The sequence below is a fragment of the Paenibacillus sp. JNU01 genome (assembly GCF_059130585.1).
This window is the reverse complement of record NZ_CP169723.1, coordinates 231,942-251,680: the sequence shown is the minus strand read 5'-3', so window position 1 is coordinate 251,680 and position 19,739 is coordinate 231,942. Positions and strand designations below refer to the sequence as shown.

Here is a 19,739-nt window from a genome sequence, read left to right as displayed (position 1 = left end):
TGTTAAGAAAAAGAACGGCAGGAACATGGTTATCCAGTCCCTGCCGTTCACGGCCTTATCTTTTCAATGACCGGTATAATGCTCGATGTTACTGTGCAACAGGTGTAATCTCGTCAGCATAGAACATCTCGTCACTGCGCGGCGCGAAGTTCACTTTGGCGTTTGTTCCGTACACACCTTCCATTTGGTACAGATATACGGCTGGGCGTTCTTCAGAGAAGATCTGCTGTACTTGCTGATACTCTTTCTCACGAGCCGCTGGGTCCATATTCACCAATGCAGATTGAAGCAGTTTTTCTACTTCAGGATTGTTGTAATCCGACTCGCCTTTGGCTTCTTCCAACATATAACGATTGTAGTTATTCGAAGCATCGAACAAGGAGTTACCAATACCGATCATGAAGATTTCTTTGAATGATTTGGAGCTGTAACGTTCACTGAATGCACTTGCTTCCAGGACATCCAGATTGATTTTGAATCCGGCTTGTTCCAGCATCGCTGCAACAACTTCAGCTTGTTCTTTGTATTGTGCAGAAACGGAGATGGTCATCTCAGCTTCACCTTCTGCATAGCCAGCTTCTTGCAGCAATTGTTTTGCTTTTTCCAGGTCATAGAGTGACGTTTTGTACAATGAAGGATCAGCACCGAAGTTGCCCGGCGTTACGGATGTGCGAGTTACAATACCTGCCCCGCCGGCAATGCTGTCCACGATTCCTTGTTTGTCAATCGCCAGGTCAATCGCTTCACGCACTTTTGGATCAGCCGTGATGCTGCCTTCCGTCTGACGGAAGATCAACTGAAGCACACGCTGGATTGGTGCTTTGACAATCTTCTTGTCTTCTTCACCTTCGATCCGGGCAATGTCAGTGGACGGAATGGAAGACGCGACATCTACACCACCAGCGAGCAATTCGGATACACGTGTGGAGGCTTCAGGAATAACGCGGAATACCACTTCATTCCATTTGGGTTCACCGTCGAAGTAGTTCTCGTTTTTCACCAATTCGACACGATCGTCTTTGGTCCATTTACTGAACTTGTAAGGACCTGTGCCTACCGGCTGTTTCAGGAAAGCATCAAATCCTTTATCCGCAATATATTTTGCCGGCAGAATACCAGCTCCCATTTTGGACAAACGATTCAGCAAGAGCGGATCTGGACCATCCGTGATGATGTCTACGGTATAGTCATCCACCGCTTTAACTTCTACGATATTTTTGAAATAACTGTTTTGTTTCAGTGTCTCATCCTTGGCTACGCGCTCCAGCGTGTATTTTACATCTGCTGAAGTGAAAGGATCGCCATTGTGGAAGGTTACGCCTTCACGCAGCTTGAATCTCCATGTTGTATCATCAACCTGATCCCATGATGTCGCGAGTCCCGCCACTTTTTTCTGTTCACTGTCATTTTTGATCAGATAATCAAAAACGTTCACTAGAACCGCTTCACTGGAAGTGTTGTTGTTGTTGTGCGGATCGAAACTCTCAATATCTGTTGCCGCAGCAATGGTCAGTGTTGTACTTGGACTTCCACTGTCCGTTCCTCCTGTTGCGGTATTATCATTCGTGCTTGTCGTTTTACCTCCACAAGCGCTGAGTACCATTACGATTGCCAGTAACGTAATCCACAAGCCTGTCCATTGTCTTTTTTTCATTGTCATTGCTCCCCCTCAGAAGTTGTATTCCTTGCCAAAAATTCAAGAGCTACTGCTGACAACATGCCCACACCATATGGCATCGCTGTCTCATCGAGATCAAACATGGGATGGTGGAGTGGATAACGAGTACGTTCCTCATCATTACCAGATCCTAGTCTGAAAAACACACCCGGAATCTGCTCACAATAAAAAGCGAAATCCTCGCCCCCTGTAGAGGGTTTGATATAGTTCCATCCCTTCTGCGCATTAACCTGATCACAGGTCTCTGTCAGCAGATCAACCATGCCAAGATCATTCACGACAACAGGGTATCCATCTCCATAGACAACTTCGCATCCTGCTCCGAAAGAATCACAGACCCCTTTAACAACCTGCTCGATCAAAGCTGGCATCTGTTCACGAATGGCAGGTGAGAGTGTACGAACCGTACCAATCATCTCCACTTCCGGGGCGATGGCTGTTCCCATATAACCTCCGGTGATTTTGCCAATGGTGATTACAGCGGGTTCAAGCGGATCTACCATCCGACTAACGATATTTTGCAAGGCGGTGATAACCTGTGCAGATACCGCAATCGCGTCAATGCCCTCATGCGGACGAGCTGCATGTCCACCCTTGCCAAACACCTTGATAACCAATGGATCAGCTGATGCAAATGCAACGCCCTGACTTACGCCCAAGGTTCCCGTGTCCTGTCCTGGGGTCATGTGTAACCCTGCAATGGCATCAACCTTCGGGTTCTCCAGAACACCGTCTTGGATCATGGCTCTTGCTCCTGCAAGTCCTTCTTCCGCTGGCTGGAAAATGAATTTGATGTTGCCTGATTTCGGTCTCCCAAGTCCAGTAAGTAGTTGAGCTGCTCCCATCAGGATGGAGGTGTGAGCGTCATGTCCACATAGATGCGCTTTGCCTTCCACTTGCGAGCGGTACTCCACTGCTTTCTGATCTTGGATTGGCAGAGCATCCATGTCTGCTCGCAAGGCAAAGGTTGGTCCGTCGGTCTCTCCGCGAAGCAGGCCTGTAACCCCGGTCTGTCCCACATTACGTGTAACTTCCAGGCCTAGGCTCTCCAGATGTTCAGCTACGATAGCGGAAGTACGATGCTCCTCGTAACCGATTTCCGGATGGCGATGTAAATCTCTGCGCCAAGCAGTTAACTGGGCTTGTAGTGGCTGAGCCAGCTGTATTAGTTCTGAACGATTCATTCGCTGTCATTCCCTTCATTTTCATCCGATTCAGAAACCAAACGGGCATAGATTGCATCCGCCGAGAATTCGATATGTTTTTTCATCATCTCTCGGGACTTGAATTGGTCATGTGCCTTCAGTGCTTCAAGAATCTCCATATGTACACCATGGTTGACCGTACGTATCCGGTCATCATAAGGCATCAAATCGAGCGCCGGATTAATTTTGGTCCGAATCTGTCTGACTGCCTTCTCGCAATAGGGATTCCCGGAAGCTTTGGCGATGGTCAGATGAAATTTCACATCCAGCGCTCTGAACCATTCCCTTGTACAGTCTGGCTCTATACTTTGCTCCATATAGCTCTCCAGAAGCTCCAGTTCGCCTGCGGTGATCCGCTCAGCAGCGAGAAAAGCTCCCTCCGGTTCGATGATGGTTCGATATTCAAACACCTTGAGCATCTGTGCCCAATCCCGTTTAATCTCTTCTCTGGTCCGTTTATGCGAATTGGCTGTCAGAGGCAATACAAATGTTCCGCCTTTGGCCCCTACCCTTTTTTCAATCAAACCTTTCTCTTCCAGTGAAGAGAGTGCCTCACGAACGGTAATGCGACTTACATTAAAAATCTCTGCCAGATCACGTTCGGCTGGAAGCTGCTCTTCACTCATCAATTCTTTCAAGATAATTGCTTCTTCCAGTTGCTCTCTTATGAATTCACTAACCTTTTTGGTGGATACTTTCTCAAAACGAAATGAAAACGTACTGGACATCTAAACACTCCGATCTGTATATGGTCTAGACCTTATACCATTAATATAATTCCGACTAAACTTATATGCAATACTTTTTTTCAAGTTAATTCATATTTTTTTCTCACCACCTCCCAATTGAACCATTTTGGGCACAAAAAAGACGCATCCGCATTGGGCAGAAGCATCTTCCCCTTAGTTGATTTACACCTTTCACTACGATGACAGAACAACCTTCCGATCGCTGTTATCCCCGGATTTCTTTGAAGCCCTTTTGAAAGGGGGAAATCCAGAGATAGCATATGCTTCCGATGTAGCTTTCTTCCAGAAAGCTTGTAGGCGAACGCTCCGCTTCTTCAGGTTATTTCTGTCCTCTCCGTTTTGTGTAAACGTTTAGTTAAATCTATCTAGTCCTTTCTGCCCTCTATAACTTCTTGTTAGCAAAAGGTCTGAAATCGTCCGTAACTGCAAGTTTGGTGCTTCCCTCCAAGTAGAAGTTATCATCAGCTCTCCACGTATGGCTTTTTTTGTTTTTTCTCCGGTGATACACATAATTGAAAGGTGAGGTCGCGTACGCTTTGAATCCTCTTTTCCTGCATTGTCTCAGGAAGGTTACATCTTCCCCTATTGAACGGTCCGTGAAGCGGACTTTTTTCAAGACCTCCCTTTTGAATAAAATCGTGCCGCCCTGTACAAATTCAACCGGTTTATTTTTCTCAGTAGGTGATCTGACCAATAGTGTCTTAGAAGCACCCAGGTAGACCAGACAGGAATGTTTGCCCACAATATCACTTTGGGTCCGTCTGAGTTCTCTCACCTGTTCCGCCAAATAATGCGGTGAATAGTAGTCATCATCATCAAATTTGGCGATCAACGAAAAGCGAGTCCTTGTTATTCCGGCGTTTAAGCATTGTCCTAGCGATATGCTCTCCGGAACTTGGTATACATGAACATTGGCAAGATTTCGAACGCGTTTCTGATATAATGACAGATTCATATGGTCATGATTCAGAACAATGATCAGCTCTTTGCTTTGATAATGCTGCCGACTGTAATTCTGTAGGATGTTCTCAAAAAATTGCGGCCGATTGGTACATACAACAATGGAAACACCATGACTCGTTTTATGTTTAGTCAAGACATACCCTCTTTTCAACTCCGTTTTCTCTCAGCATATGTGCCGAAATAGTGTCTGGTATGGACCAATAGCTAGTAACCACAACACCCAAAAACCCTCTGTCCACAATAACGGGACAAAGGGTTCTGTAATCTGTTCTTTCTGTATTTCGTTCTGTTCTATGCTTCGTTAGCGTTATTCAAGTATACAGCCTTGCCTGTACGAGCAGATTCATAGAGTGCTTCTAGGATCTGAGATACAACGAGCGCTTGTTTTGGTGTAACGACTGGCTCCTGATCGTTCTCAATCGCTTCGATCCACTTTCTCATCTCCACATCCGGTGCGCTCTCACTCTTGCCATCATAGAATGCTACCCCGCCTGCACTCAGTTCAATCTCGTTGGTGTATAGACGGCTGAATTTCTCGCCATTGATGCGCAGTCCGTTCTTCATATCCGCACCGGCTTCGCTTCCGCTCAAGCTGCATTTGGCTTCATCCACGTCCAGTGAGTTAAGCGCCCAGCTGGATTCCAGCATGATCGTTGCACCATTCTCCATTACAATCATGCCAAAGGCCGAGTCTTCTACGGAGAATTGTTTCGGGTCCCATGGGCCCCAGGCGTTGGCCGCATTTTCACGTTGCGAGAGTTCATGGTAGGTCGTGCCGAGTACAACCTTTGGTTGATAGTTATCCATCATCCAGAGCGTCAGATCAAGTGCGTGCGTACCAATATCAATCAGCGGACCGCCACCTTGTTTCTCCTCATCCAGGAAAACACCCCAGGTTGGTACTGCTCTCCGTCTAATGGCATGTGCTTTGGCAAAATAGATATTCCCCAGATCACCCGCTTCGCACACCTTCTTCAAATATTGACTGTCTTCTCTGAAACGGTTGTTGTATCCAATCGTCAGTTTCTTACCGGTACGTTCTGCCGCTTCCAACATGAGTTGTGCTTCAGCAGACGTCTTCGCCATTGGCTTCTCACACATGACATGTTTGCCTGCTTCCAGGGCAGCAATGGAAATCTCGGCATGGGAAATATTCGGGGTAAGCACATGCACAATATCCAGAGACTCATCCTTGAGCAGTTCCTGATAATCTGTGTAGACCTCAGCATCTGTAGAGCCATATTTTTGCTTGGCTTCATCTGCACGTTCCTGAACAATATCGCAGAAAGCCACCAGTTCAACATTATCCAGTTTACTCAGACTTGGCAGATGTTTACCATTCGCGATTCCACCACAGCCAATAATTCCGATACGATATACTTTACTCATATATATTCACCCTCACTTAAGTATTGGTTGTTTCATTTTACGAAAAGCCGACGGGGTCATCCCCAGACGTTTACGAAATACAGCATGCAAATAGTTGGCATTATTGAAGCCTGAAGCGAGAGCGATCTGTTCGATGGATATGTTACTTTCCTCCAGATTACGGCACACGGCGCGCAGACGAATATCCTCCAACACGCGGCTGAACGGCATCTCAGGCTGTACTTGATAGAAGATTCTCTGCAATTGTCTGCTGCTGATATGAAGTTTCTCAGCTACATGCTCCAGCGTGACTACTGTAGGATGATTCGCCTCCATATACTGCACTGCATACTCATAACGATACGCCGACATATCCCGAACAGGGGCTTCCGGTCGATTCCCACCGGTGTCGTATGCTCGCACGGTTTTGAGTAATATGCTAATGACCAGCTGCTTGATTGATGTATAATAACCTAATAATTTCTGATCACATGCCTCATAGGCTTCCAAAAAACACTGCATCGCGCGATGATAATCATTCACCGGAGTATGCGGAAGCGTTCTCAGCTTTTCAATCGTCTCCTCAGATTCAGCGGCTTCCCAAGGATCGACATGCTCTCTTGGCTTGTGAACGATATCCACATGAAGACAGAGTTCATCCATATCCTCTTTGGCGTCCGCCTCCTGATAATGAACGACACCCGGACCGGTCAAATACAGCATACCTTCCGAGAGTGCATGTGTCTGTTCATCGAGAATAACCTTACCTTTGCCTCTCGGGATAAAATGAAATTCAAACTCCGCATGATTATGGAAATCCACAACTCGGCCCGCTGGAAAAGAAGTCAGATGAAATCGCATTACGCGAATCTCATAATGTCCCCACACCATTGCAATATCCAGTCTCTCTAGGAGATCCTGCCGTTCAAGCATTTTCTCATAAGGATACAGGCTCAAGTTTGCATACCTCCTTCATAAAACCTAACCCTTCAACTCACTCAGAGTGATTCTGCGCCCTTCCTTGTTAGAGAGATTGGCAGCTTCCATCAATCGGGTCAGCTCCATAGCGATCTGCACGTTTTCCGTTGCATCCGTATCATTTTGTATATGTGCAACCCATTGATTGAATGCGCTTTCCCTTTTGTCTGCCAAAGGAAGTTCAGTCCATTCTTCATACTGACCCTGTGCTGCTTTTGTACGAATCAACAGCTTATCATCAGGTGTCCCGTAGAGAAGGGTGCCTTCCGTACCATGGACCTCAATCGTAAACGGAGAATGGCTATTCACAAAACCAGCTTCAACAACACCAACTGCTCCGGAATCCGTAAACAAGGTTGCAACTGCATTATCTTCCACTTCTTTGCCTGTAATGTATCCGAAGTTCGCATTAACCGCTGTTACTTCCTGACCCAGAAACAATTTGGCCAGATACATAGGATGGCAGCCCAGATCAATCAGTGCACCGCCCTGACAATCCTTCAGATCATAGAAGTGTTCAGGTAACCAGTTCGAAATCGCTCCATCATGCGATAAACGTGCTCTAACATAAGTCACTTTGCCAAGCAATCCCTGGTTAAGTACATCCTGAATCGTGAGCGTATACCCTGCATTCAGACGTGGTAAGGAGACTGTCATCTTGACTTTGTTTGCCTTTACCTCACCAAGGATTCTGTTGGATTCCGCTTGTGTCGCTGCAATAACTTTCTCCGTAAAGATGTGTTTCCCTGCTTTTGCAGCAGCGGTGATCACTTCTTCATGGATGCGGGTTGGCGCATCTACAATAACGGCATCGATGTCATCCTTAGCCAGCATATCTTCGAGTGAAGCATAGAATGGTACGTTTAAACGTTCAGCCGCTTCCTGTCCCCGCTTGGCATCTTCATCCCACACAGCGGCGATGACTGTATCCTCATGTTCCTGTGCCTGCTTGATGTAATCCCATGCGTGAACATGCCACAAGCTAATTTTCCCAATTCGAATGGTCACTGTTGTTTTACCTCCAAAGGATATAAGCTGAACCTGTAAAATTTACACTGAGCCACTCCGATTGCAGTACCATCTTCAGATCACTGTTATCCCCGTATTTTTTGAATCTTTTCCTAATGGAGAAAATCCGGGGATAGCGTATGCTTCCGGTGGAGCTTTCTTTCAGAAAGCTTTTAGGTGAACGCTCCGCTTCTACAGATTGGTTCTGCACTCTTCGTTTACATGTAAATGTTACATTCATCTTATATAATATTCTGACATTTATCTATAAGTTATCACAGAGTTAATGTATTTTTAATAGAAACTCACGACAATAAATGTATAAAATCACGACATAGTGAAATTTCTTATTCATCTACAAAAATACCTTAAAGGATTACTGATGATGAGCACTTCTCTCTAACCATCTTTTTCTCTAAACGTAAAAAAGCGAAACTCCCTTAAAGGAATTCCACTTTAACTTTCATTTAAGAAAACATCTTATAAATTTAAGGGCTACGATGTACGGTTTCCCCGTTTAATAAATCAACTTTTTGATCATTAATTGAAATTGTTTGGTTATTGATCCATTCGAGGTCTACCTGATCTGTCTTTCCCTCATAATAAAATACTCTTTTAAACCAAAGAGGTCCTTTCAATTCCCCTACAACTCCAAAAGATCCCATGGCACCAGCATCAGTTTTATAGAAACTTATTGTAAAGTTCTTATCTGGTGAACGTGTAGTTGTAAGTAATTGTTTTGATCCTGAAAATATCGATGTAAATGATAAAGCACCCAAAAGGATGAAGATCAATACTACGGAGAGAACCGTCGAGACACAGCTTCTTATCTTCGTAGACTTGTTCGATTTATCTTTGAAACCAAGTATAGCTAGAGTCAGTCCTAAAATAGAAAGAATTAGAATTACATAGTTGGGAGGACTAACTAGCCATTTATTATTCATATGAGAATATAGTGAATACATCGAAATAAAGTACAAAAAAAGCACTAAAAACAAAGCACTCCAGCTTAATTTTCTCACTAAAGTTCAACACCCTCTTCCCACTTAGGTTACGTATGAACAATCAACGGTATCATTCATTTTTAATAGAACACTCGTTTGTTGATCATTCATCACAAAATCTACTGAATAATATGTATGTTCACTTACTCATCACTTTTTTTACATACTTTTCTGCCTTATAATCTTTTCGAACCTCATGTAGCGTGTTGCTATTCGCTTCCGACCAAGATTCAAGTATCATCCTCGGTTCCCCTTCAATGATGTCTCGCGCCTCAATCATATCACCGTCTCTAAAAGACTCAATCACATGAATTAAGTCAGTTCGATCAATCAACTTAACAAAGTTAATACCAGCTAATGTCTCACACGACTCTGTGAAATTAGATGAAGTAATTACGATTGCTTTCTTAGCCTTGTAATATCTCATGCAAGAAAACACCTCCTGCACAGCGCTGATGCCAACGGGATATTTTATTGAGTATCGCTTTGCTTGGATGACATTTCTAACACCTTCACGATCAGTGAAAACTACGTCAGCGCCAAAATCGCGGCTTCCTAACGTTTTATAGACCCCTGAATAGCCCAACTCAATTAACAATCTGTATAAGTACATCTCGAAGCCAGAGCCATCCTCCATTCTATCTATATCAGCGATAGTAATAGCCTTTAAGTCGTAATTCTCCTCAAAGTGTACCGCTGATCTCTTTTGTTTACGTGTCAAACTCAGAATCCAAAGGCTAAGTACAATAATAACTACTACGAATAATACAAATAAAATATAGTTCATTTGATCTACCTCCATTACAACAAACTAGCACAATAATACCACATTTTTCTATATTAGAAATTAATTATTTTATTGGATAAAAAGAACTTATACCGAGTAAAAAATCCACTATATTAACGACCTTTTAGTGGGTGATTATTTTGACTACCAAAAACCTCCTGTCCACGCTACCGCGAACAGGAGGTTCCTAAGATAATAATGTTCAAACATTAACTCAACGTAACGTATACCCTTGCGTAACGATCTTGTATCCGGATACCGTCTGGCTGTCTCCATCCAACGTGTGCTTGACCCGTTCCAGCACATCGCTCTCATAGACAGAGGCGCACTCGAATCCAGGCTGAACGTTCAATTCAACGGATTCGGAGTTCAGATTATACCAGCGAGCGATCACGTCTCCCGTTTCCTCCGCGATCTTCAATGTGGAGAAGGCTAGTGACGAACTTTGTGTATTCCACGCTAACCATTGCTTCGACAGAGGCAACTCCCCCTTCTGCCCATCAGCTCCAGCATGACCTTCCCACTCAAAAGTGCGTGCTAATGACCCTAGCTGCACAGTCGTCCACGGAATGGGATACATATATGCGGAAGCACATGCGCCTGACTGTGCAGCATCCCCTGCAAATGGAATAATCGCATATTCCACACTCTGTTGTCCCAGACATTGGGCTTCCGGTGTCTCGAACACGCCCCAGTCTCCCAGCTCCGAAGAGGCACGCAGTAGCGTAACCGCAATCGCACTGCCCTCTTCATGTTGTAAAATCTCGTATTCATTCAGCCCTTTGTTTGCAATCATCAAGCCATGAACACCATCCGTCACATGTACAAACGCTTGCTGATGCTGCGCATTACTCGGATTCAGCCATTCCTTGGCCGGTGTGTTCGAACGTTTGGCAACCTCAAAGATGGAATCTGCATAATGTTCCTCTGTCATCAGTCCGGATGGAAAGAGTGCACGCAGCCGATGATCCTTGGCCTGATTGTTAAATTCAGATTTTACTTTGACCATATTACTGCCTGCTTCCAGCGTATACGTTGTCGTAATTACCAGCGGAACCGTGTTCTTCACCCGCTGTGCCTTCCGTTCTGTAAAAGGAACCATTTGGCGCTTCTCCAGCTCGAACAGTTCATCTGCTCCAGCAGGAATGTCCCAGTGTAATACACTCTCCATGACTGCACGATACGGAGATTGCTCCACGATCCGCAGGTCTGCCTTCAGATGATTCGTGGTCAGCGTCATCTCTCCGTCAGGCTGACGATAGACGTATTCATTGCCGATATCACCGGTATTTTCATATGAATTCAAGCCCCTGTATACAGCACCGGAGACCTTATCTTCAATCGTTGCTGTACCATTCTCTTCAATCGTCACCCGCAAATGACCGTTCTCCATCATCATTCCCTGAACCTGAACGAGTTCGCTCGTAGCGGGCACTTCAGCAATCTCTGTTTGCTTCTGAACTGGAATAAGAGCATACGTCTTATAACCCAGCGAAGGTACATCCACCGCCTGGAAAGTCACTCTAACTTTACGAGCCATATAAGGCTGTCGGAAGCGATCCTTCGGAAGTTCATAACCGAAATGCGCACCCAGATCCTTGATTTCAGCCGAGTACGTGTGTCCATCCGAATCGACCAGTTGATATGCTGGCAGTGCATCTTTTTCCACCTTCTGTGCAAGTGCCTGAGGATTAGGCCCTTCCGGGAAAAAGGCTTTGTCCACAATAAGATCCATCTCCATGATGCCATTTCGATTCCCCCCACTCGTGTTGAATACAGTGAACGGCACGGCTTCCTCTCCCCAAGCCTCAGCAGGTTGCGCACGAATGGATTCAGCAATCGCTTGCGAGCTCTGGGAAACCAATTTCTCTGCAAGCTGTCTGCTCTTGGCGAAGCGGGTCACCATCTCACGGTGAACCTCATCCACACTGCATCCGCAGATGCTATCATGCGGGTGGTTCTGCATCAGCATCTTCCAAGCATGTGTCAACAGATGATGCGGATAATCTTTAACCCCGGCTACATGGGCCATGGCGGCCAGTGGTTCAGCTACTTTTTCGAGCAACGTCTGCCCCTGCTGATTCAACTGTTTCAGATAAACCCGTGCGGATGCCGTGTTCACCAGTGTTCCCCAACCATCCGTATGCTGACTGCGAAGTTCACCTTCAATGGTCGCCAGATTTTCAGGGACATCTTTCGTAACCGCCTCAATGTAATCGTCAAAATTGGAGTGAATAAATTCCACATCCGGATACAACGCAGCCGCCGTGCGTAAAGCCTCAGGCAGATCCGTCTGGATCGGCTGATGATCACAACCATTCATGAACAACAGATGTGGAGTCGAGGCGAATTTCTCGGCATCCTCCAGATTTTTATCCCAGTATACTTGAGCTTTCTCTGGATCAACCGGAACTTCCATCCCATTGCAGTACCAATTCGCGAACAAAATACCGAGCACTTCCGAGCCATCCGGCGAACGCCAGATCATCTCGGAATAGGGAGATTCGTAACTATCCGCATCAACCACGGCATTATTGAATCCGGTAGGCTTTACCCCGCGCCCGAAGATCGCGTTATGAATGTCCGCCTGTTGCAGAATCTGCGGTGCCTGTCCCATATTTCCGAATGAGTCAGGGAAGTACCCCGTCTTGGATATCACACCGAATGGACGAGCATCACGATGACCGATGAGCAGATTACGCAAGTTGGCCTCGCTGCTGGTCAGAAACTCATCCTGTAACACATACCATGGGCCAAAATGAATGCGTCCTTCACGAATATAGCGGTCAAGTCTCTCCTGTTGTTCAGGCCGAACCTGCAAATAATCCTCACGAATAATCGTCTGCCCATCCAGATGGAAATAACGATATTCCGGGTCCTGATCGAGCGTATCCAGCAGTTTATCCATCAACTCAATGAGAAGAACATGATGATGTTCATAAGGCATATACCATTCCCGGTCCCAATGGGTATGCGAGATGAGATGTGCCGTCTTTTTGGTTGTCATGTTGCGTACCTCCTGTCATTAACCTTTGGTTGCCCCGCCCATGCTGAAGCCTTTGGACATGTAACGCTGGGAGAAGATATATAGCACAACCGAAGGCATCGTATAAAGTAGTGAAAATGCAGCCAATCTGCCGTATTCAACCATGCCGTGGCTGCCGAAGAATTGATAGATCGTGACCGATGCCGGAAGTTTCTCCGGTGTCTGGAGCAGGATGTAGGGCACGAAGAAGTTGCCCCAACTTCCCGAAAAGGTAAATATCGCTATTGTTGCAATTCCCGGCAACATCAATGGTGCTACGATTCGTCTCAAGCCATTCCAGACGGATGCTCCGTCAATCCATGCCGATTCTTCCAGATCAATGGGCACCGAATCCATGAAGTTTTTCATCATCCAGATACCGTAAGGAAGTGAAGAGGCGGTCAGGAACAGCATGGTGGCAATGATGCTATTTTGCATTTTGAAGAACAGAAACATTTGAAATACCGGAACCATCACGGCCGTAATCGGAAGAGCTGTCATGAACAGAATGGATAACAGGAAGCTCTTTTTAAATCTCATCTCGTATCGGGATAATGGATAGGCAGCAAGAACCGATACCAACACAACCAATATCGCTTGCCCTCCCGACAGAATCAGGCCGACACCGAATGAACGAAGATTACTCGCATCCCCGAGTACATCCTTGAAATTTTGAATGGTCCAGGTACTGGGCATTTTGATGCCCTGCTGTGCGTTCGGATCAAATGAAGCCAAGATGATCCAGAGCAGCGGCAATAAAAAACAGAGCCCTAGAAAGACTAGAATCCCGTACTGGATTTTACGTTGAAGCCCATGTTTGACCATAGGGATCGAACCTCCTTCATGGTTACACTTTCACTTTCATGGATCGCATGTAGAACAGGCTGGCGATGATACCGATGAATAGCAGAACCAGCGATATGGCTGTACCATATCCAAACTGATAATTCACAAAGGCCTGGTTGTACATGAAGATTGGCAAGGTTTGTGTCGAAGTACCCGGGCCACCACCGGTCATCGTATAGATCAGCGTGAACACACCCAGTGTCTGTAGTGTAACCAACATCATGTTGGTCACGATCGACCCTTTTACCATTGGAATTGTAATGTGTCTGACGATCTGGAACCCTGTAGCACTGTCAATAATGGCAGCTTCTTCGACTTCCTTCGGAATATCATCCAAAGCCGATTGGTAGACCATCATTGAAAAGGCTGTGCCGTGCCAAATATTCGCGATAATGACACTCACCATTGGGAAACTGAACAACCAGGAGATCGGATTCGCCCCAAACCAGCCAAGAATCTGATTCAATGAACCATTGTCACTGAAAAAGGCAACCATACAGAATGCCACCACAATCTCGGGTGTCACCCAGCCAGCAATGACGATGATGCCAATGACCCGGCGGAACGTCACATTTTTTTCCTTCATTAGAAGAGCCAGAATGAACCCAAGCAATACCTGACCAATCACTGCGGAGAAGATGAGAAAGACCAGCGTACGCCAGACACTAATGCGGAAGTCCGGATCATGGAACATATTAATGAAATTCTGAAATCCGACGAACTCCAGACTCTTGGCTGCCGCCCCGGTCAGAGCCATATTCGTAAAGGCAAAGCAGATCGTCAGAATGATGGGAACAATGAAAAACACGAGTAATAACAGTACGGAAGGCATGAGAAACAGAAATGAGCCTGGTGCTTTCCTTTTCATAAGTCACTCTCCATTCGAACCGGAAAAAGGGGAGATTGTTCCTCCCCCTCCGAATATATCGATATCCTTATTTCTCTTCGATGCTGTCCGCGCCAAGGGAGCGGGATACGTTGTCCTTCAATTGCGTAATTCCGTCTTCCGGCGTCAGCTTGCCAGAGGCAATACTCTCTACGATACTTTGCAATTGTGCGGATACCGTTGCATACTGATCGTTCGCCGGACGGAAGTGAGCCACATTCAAGAGTTCCTGTGCTTCTTTGGTATATGGACGATCCGTATACCCTTCAACTTCTGTGGAATCATTACGTGGACTGAGGCTGCCTTCCGCTATTACGCGTGCAGTCGCATTTTCCTTATTCATCAGAAACTCGATAAATTTCCAAGCTTCTTCCTTGTTCTTCGCTTGTGCAGGAACGGACCAAGCCCATCCTCCAGACATCGTCGTTGCTCCAGGTGCTTCCCCATTTTGTGTCGGGAATGGCGCAAAACCTATTTTCTCTTCGGCGTTGGCAATTGGAGCAGCACCGTTCTCGGCCCATGTCGAACCTGCCCAGCTACCATCTACAGCCATCGCCAGTTTGTCTTGCGGGAACTGTTGCTGGAATGCAATACTGCCAGCTTGTCCATTCAAGGCGACCTGCATAGTCGGACCTGTTTTATCCGTGTTGAACACTTGATCTATGAATTTGAAAGAATCCAGAAGGCCCGGGCTGTTCACGACCCATTTCTTGCTGGTATCGTCATACAGCGTATCCGCCGTACCATAGAGCAGCATTTCCAGCGTCTGCATGGTAACCCCTTCACCGTTTGCTTTGCCCACGATCATATTAAGCGGTGTCACACCTGGCAGTTTTTGCTTGATGGTACGTGCTGCTTCGAGTACTTCTGCCCAGCTTGCAGGTTTGAACGGAACTTCCAGACCTGCCTGTTGAAACAATTCCTTGTTGTACCAGATTCCGCGTGTATCCGAGGTAGCCGGAACACCGTATACCTTGCCATCTTCACCCGTAACCCCTGCCTTCAGGTTGTCGATGATGTGTTCTTCCCAATCGGACCAGCCCTGAACCTGTGTATCCAGCGGCTCCAGATATCCCGCAGCAGCATCGGATTTGATAATGGATGTATCTTCGGCAATAACATCAGGCGCCGTGTCAGGCGATTTCATCTGCAAAACCATTTTGGACGTATAATCACCTTCACTTGCCAATACAGGAGCAATGTTGATTTTGATATCCGGATTTTCTTTCTCGAATTGATCCACCAATCCGGATTGGAAAAACTTCGTAAGTGTATCTTCAGATCCTGAAGAACGGAACGATACGGTTACTTCCTTCTTGCCATCACTGGTTGTGCCTGTACTTGAACTTCCGCCTGAACAGGCTGTCGTTAGAATGAGCAAGGATGTCATAACTGCTGCTACCGGCATTTTCAAAGATATTTTTCTCATGGTTCGCTCTCCTCTTGTCGGAATTCAACGAACTCCGAACGTTATGATGTACTCGCAGGTTCTCTCTTGCTTTCCTATCTATTTCTGTGCGTAATCCTATTTCTCTACGCGGAATCCGCAATAATCCATCATCAGTTCACTAAAGAGCATGTTAGACCATGAAAACCATGGGCGGGTATACTCATGTGGATCGTTAGCCGAAAAGCCTTCATGGGTAAGTCCGGTGCCCGCATCCGTCTGTTGGATAAGCTGGAGCAATCGCAGTTTTTCGTTGCGATCCGTTGTAGTCAGCCCCTGCATCGATAAAGCGATATGCCAGATGTACCCATCCGGTGTATGTGGACTACCGATTCCAGCTGCTGCTGTTCCCTCATAGAAATACGGGTTGTGTGAGGATAGAATGAATCGGCGTGTATTCTGATACACCTCGTCGTTCTCATCAACATATCCGAGATAAGGTAAAGACAGCAGGCTTGGTACATTGGCATCATCCATCAGATTGTGATTGCCTTTCCCGTCGGTTTCGTACGCATATATGGTGCCATATTCCGGATGTTCGACAGTACCATAATCCTGAATACCTTGGTTGATCTGTTCCTCCAACTGCTGAGCAGTTGCTAACAGCCCTTTATCCTCGAACACGACTTCGGCAATTTCCTGTAGATATCTCAGCGCCACAACAGCGAACATATTGGATGGAATCAGATAACCATATTCACAGCGATCATCGCTGGGACGGAATCCCGACCAGGTCATGCCTGTATAGGCTGTTTCAGTACCTCGCCCCTCTCGGCTGAGCGTATCGGTTTCGGGCGCATCCAGACGTTGGAACGTATAGGGTGATTTCGTCTCATGATGCTGCTCCACTTGCCATAACTGCATGATAATCTGGGTTGCTTTGCGGAACGTATCATTGAATTGAGTTGTTCTTCCCGTGTTCTTCCACAGGAGATAACTGAGCTGAATTGGATAAGCCAGAGAGTCAATCTCATACTTCCGTTCCCAGATCCAATCATTCATCTGCGTTAGATCTTCCTGATGTCCTTTCCCACTCTCTGTCTCATTAAAAGCGTTTGCATAAGGGTCTAGGAGAATATAATTCAGTTGCCGTTCAACCAGTCCAGCGATCATGTCGGCGATATCTTCATCCTCTGAAGCGAGAACCAGATACGGTCTGACCTGTGCAGCAGAATCACGTAACCACATGGCAGGGATATCTCCCGTAATCACAAAAGTTGTTCCATCTTCTTTGCGCTGAATAGTAGTCGCCATCGTATTGGTAAAACAGTTTTTAAACATTTGGTTAAGTTCCGGATAATCCGGCATACGTTTGTTAACTCGATCAATCATGTCGTATATCGAGGGGGAAATGTCTTGATCTTCTCTGGGTGTCAGCATGTTGTCCTCCTTATGTAATCCAGTTTATTAACCGCTTTCATCATCCTAAAACGAATATAATGTTATGTCAATATATTTATTTGTATATTAGCATGTTATTATCATTTTTTAATCTAAATAATATACCAATCAAGGTGATGTTTCCCTTTTTATCCATACCAAAAAGAGACCTCGTTTTCACGAAGTCTCTGATTACACTCAATGAATATAGGCCGCTAAAATTAACCCTTTTGTTTCACTATACTCGTTGATTTCCCCTTCACCAATCGGGCAGGCAAAACAACCCTGTTCACTGCCATTTCGTTGTTCTGCATATTTTGGAGCACCATCTCGAATGCTTGTTTCCCCATATCAAACTGACTCTGTCGCATATGTGTTACACGGCTTCCTTCGGCAGCGTTTGGACTGTCAAAACAAATGATGGACAAATCTTCCGGAATCTTCAGACCAAGTCGATCGGCTGCCTGTTCCGCTAGCAAAGCAATATGGTATTCCGCAGCAAAGAGTGCAGTAATCTCCGGATATTTCTGCAAATGTTCTACCAGTGTCTCCACATCGTGGACCTCGACCTGAGGATCGAACACACTAGGCAATGTCGAAAGAAAAGATTCCAACCACAATTCTTTGTTCACCAGCACACCTTGATCATGATGTGCCTCAATGATCCCTTCAATTCGTTCTTCAATCGGTGTGGTGTTGGCCGGAGGCTGTGTAAGAAAAGCAATGTGTCGATGACCCAGGTGGAACAGATAATTCATCCCTTCTCTCGCCGCCCCTACGTTATCCGTACTGACCGAAGAAGCTGGAATGCCTTTCAGATACCGGTCAATCAGAACAAACGGGAATTTGTTCACGACCAGTTTAAGAATCTCATCGCTGAAATATTCACCCTGTGCAGGGAAAATGATCAATCCGTCCACACCCAGTTCCAGCAGTTCCTGAATGCTGCGTTCCTCCTGCTCGGGAATCCCGAAGGATCGTCTAAGTACGAGAAAACAATCATGCTCTCGTGAAGCTTCTTCCATGCCATATAACAGTTCTGTACCATACATATCACTGAAGTTGGTAATGACCAGACCAATGAGCAGCTTCTTCTCTGGATCTTTAACCGCACCATGCGGAGCAGGTCTGTTAGGTCTTTCCTGCATACCCTCTGCCGTGTCGGCTACAAAAGAACCCCGTCCCGGCTGACGTACAATCAATTGTTCACTCGCCAACATCTCAAGCGCTTTTTTCGTCGTAATCCGGCTAACTCCAAATTCATCACATAATTCCTTCTCCGAAGGAACACGCTCACCCACTTGATATTGATGAAGCTGTATCCGTTCGCGCAAGGATTCAAAGATCTGTTCATACATCGGCTTGGATGCCGAGTCTTTCCCCAATACAAGCACCTCCATAAATACCCATACTTCTCATGTTCTACATCCTAATATATCATGTTATATCATTAATGTGAAGAAAGGAGACGACTTCCCTGCTGTCATATGCAAGCAAAAGAAAAAGCATCCCGATGGATGCTTCATTTTCACATATTTATTTTCACATGATTTTCTGAATTCGCTTTGACATCGTCATTCATTATAGTGCGTTCTGACGATAATATCGAATCACCTTGCGATACATTGTCTTGTCCTTTAACTGATTGAATATATAGGGATCTGGCTTCGCGTTTACCTCAATAATCCATGGAGTCAGACTTCGATCAAGCCCGATATCCACCCCAATGCTTCTCAAACGCGTGTATTTCTTCCGCATGTGCCGAGCGATATGGATGCCCAGGTGATTCATCTCCTGGATCAATTCGTTAATCCGATTGTCAGAGGCATGGGATCTCAACAACGTATGAATGCTCATTGGCTTCGCACCGCTATGGTAGTTGGTCACAATTTTCTTTGGATGACCCAGTCGGCCTATGACCCCTGTCGCTTCCCACGCCTGCCCGAGATTTAATTGAACCATTACCCGAATGTCAAAGCGCCTGTTATTATGTTGCAGCAGATGGATACCTCGTTGAATGAGATAGCTTTTTTGCTTAATTCGATGGGTCAGGCTTCGATAGAATGACTCAAAGCTGTTGAACGTCAGACGCTTTTGACCAATCTGGTAGGCGAAGTGGTGCTGATTGTGCATTTCAGCTTTAATGACTCCCATTCCAAAGGTGCCTATCTCGGGTTTGACATATACCATCCTATATTTCTCCAGCATGGTCTTCAAGTTGGATTGGCTATATCGTTGTGTATCAGGGATAAATGGTTTGATCGCCGAGTTATTCAGCAACATTTTGGTTTTGAGCCATTTACTTCGTAACGGTTGGGATCGTTGTACTGCATCAACTCCCACAGTTCACTCCTCCTGTCATCGTATTTGTTAATCCTAATGCTGCAAACCATGCAGTATATGCATTTTGCTCGA

The 19,739-nt window shown here is 45.7% G+C and carries 16 protein-coding genes; all 16 read right to left on the bottom strand.

Features of this window, described 5'->3' with window-relative positions; translation table 11 throughout:
* Nucleotides 1–88: 88 nt before the first annotated feature.
* Nucleotides 89–1,654, bottom strand: coding sequence for an ABC transporter substrate-binding protein (locus NLBNIHML_RS00945; RefSeq protein WP_494353536.1), 1,566 nt, complete (start codon nt 1,652–1,654; stop codon nt 89–91).
* Nucleotides 1,655–1,656: 2 nt separating this feature from the next.
* Nucleotides 1,657–2,862: a M20 metallopeptidase family protein gene (locus NLBNIHML_RS00940; RefSeq protein WP_339260979.1), complete on the bottom strand. Its 1,206-nt coding sequence runs from the start codon at nt 2,860–2,862 to the stop codon at nt 1,657–1,659.
* On the bottom strand, nt 2,859–3,611 hold the full coding sequence (locus NLBNIHML_RS00935; RefSeq protein WP_339242408.1) for a FadR/GntR family transcriptional regulator: 753 nt from the start codon (nt 3,609–3,611) through the stop codon (nt 2,859–2,861). The genes NLBNIHML_RS00940 and NLBNIHML_RS00935 overlap by 4 nt, the downstream gene beginning before the upstream one ends.
* Nucleotides 3,612–4,014: 403 nt before the next feature.
* On the bottom strand, nt 4,015–4,728 hold the full coding sequence (locus tag NLBNIHML_RS00930) for a glycosyltransferase family 2 protein (RefSeq protein ID WP_494353535.1): 714 nt from the start codon (nt 4,726–4,728) through the stop codon (nt 4,015–4,017).
* Between the two features lie 158 nt (nt 4,729–4,886).
* Nucleotides 4,887–5,984, bottom strand: a complete 1,098-nt coding sequence (locus tag NLBNIHML_RS00925; protein WP_339242404.1) for a Gfo/Idh/MocA family protein — start codon at nt 5,982–5,984, stop codon at nt 4,887–4,889.
* 12 nt (nt 5,985–5,996) lie between these two features.
* Nucleotides 5,997–6,920: an AraC family transcriptional regulator gene (locus NLBNIHML_RS00920; RefSeq protein WP_342572935.1), complete on the bottom strand. Its 924-nt coding sequence runs from the start codon at nt 6,918–6,920 to the stop codon at nt 5,997–5,999.
* A 24-nt stretch (nt 6,921–6,944) separates the two neighbouring features.
* Nucleotides 6,945–7,949: a Gfo/Idh/MocA family protein gene (locus NLBNIHML_RS00915; protein WP_472478386.1), complete on the bottom strand. Its 1,005-nt coding sequence runs from the start codon at nt 7,947–7,949 to the stop codon at nt 6,945–6,947.
* A gap of 488 nt (nt 7,950–8,437) precedes the next feature.
* The gene (locus NLBNIHML_RS00910; protein ID WP_494353534.1) at nt 8,438–8,971 is read right to left on the bottom strand and encodes a DUF5412 family protein; all 534 of its coding nucleotides are present in this window, start codon (nt 8,969–8,971) and stop codon (nt 8,438–8,440) included.
* Nucleotides 8,972–9,092: 121 nt separating this feature from the next.
* The gene (locus NLBNIHML_RS00905; RefSeq protein ID WP_494353533.1) at nt 9,093–9,740 is read right to left on the bottom strand and encodes a restriction endonuclease; all 648 of its coding nucleotides are present in this window, start codon (nt 9,738–9,740) and stop codon (nt 9,093–9,095) included.
* Nucleotides 9,741–9,954: 214 nt separating this feature from the next.
* On the bottom strand, nt 9,955–12,747 hold the full coding sequence (locus NLBNIHML_RS00900; RefSeq protein WP_494353532.1) for an alpha-mannosidase: 2,793 nt from the start codon (nt 12,745–12,747) through the stop codon (nt 9,955–9,957).
* An 18-nt stretch (nt 12,748–12,765) separates the two neighbouring features.
* The gene (locus NLBNIHML_RS00895; protein WP_339302599.1) at nt 12,766–13,590 is read right to left on the bottom strand and encodes a carbohydrate ABC transporter permease; all 825 of its coding nucleotides are present in this window, start codon (nt 13,588–13,590) and stop codon (nt 12,766–12,768) included.
* 22 nt (nt 13,591–13,612) lie between these two features.
* The gene (locus NLBNIHML_RS00890; RefSeq protein ID WP_091016580.1) at nt 13,613–14,479 is read right to left on the bottom strand and encodes a carbohydrate ABC transporter permease; all 867 of its coding nucleotides are present in this window, start codon (nt 14,477–14,479) and stop codon (nt 13,613–13,615) included.
* A gap of 67 nt (nt 14,480–14,546) precedes the next feature.
* Complete coding sequence (locus tag NLBNIHML_RS00885) at nt 14,547–15,926, bottom strand: extracellular solute-binding protein (RefSeq protein ID WP_494353531.1); 1,380 nt, start codon at nt 15,924–15,926, stop codon at nt 14,547–14,549.
* A gap of 96 nt (nt 15,927–16,022) precedes the next feature.
* Entirely contained in the window at nt 16,023–17,324 is a 1,302-nt protein-coding gene (locus NLBNIHML_RS00880; RefSeq protein WP_494353530.1) for a glycoside hydrolase family 125 protein, read from the bottom strand.
* A 221-nt stretch (nt 17,325–17,545) separates the two neighbouring features.
* Complete coding sequence (locus tag NLBNIHML_RS00875; RefSeq protein WP_494354650.1) at nt 17,546–18,718, bottom strand: GntR family transcriptional regulator; 1,173 nt, start codon at nt 18,716–18,718, stop codon at nt 17,546–17,548.
* Between the two features lie 187 nt (nt 18,719–18,905).
* Entirely contained in the window at nt 18,906–19,667 is a 762-nt protein-coding gene (locus NLBNIHML_RS00870) for a YheC/YheD family protein (protein ID WP_494353529.1), read from the bottom strand.
* Nucleotides 19,668–19,739: the final 72 nt, after the last annotated feature.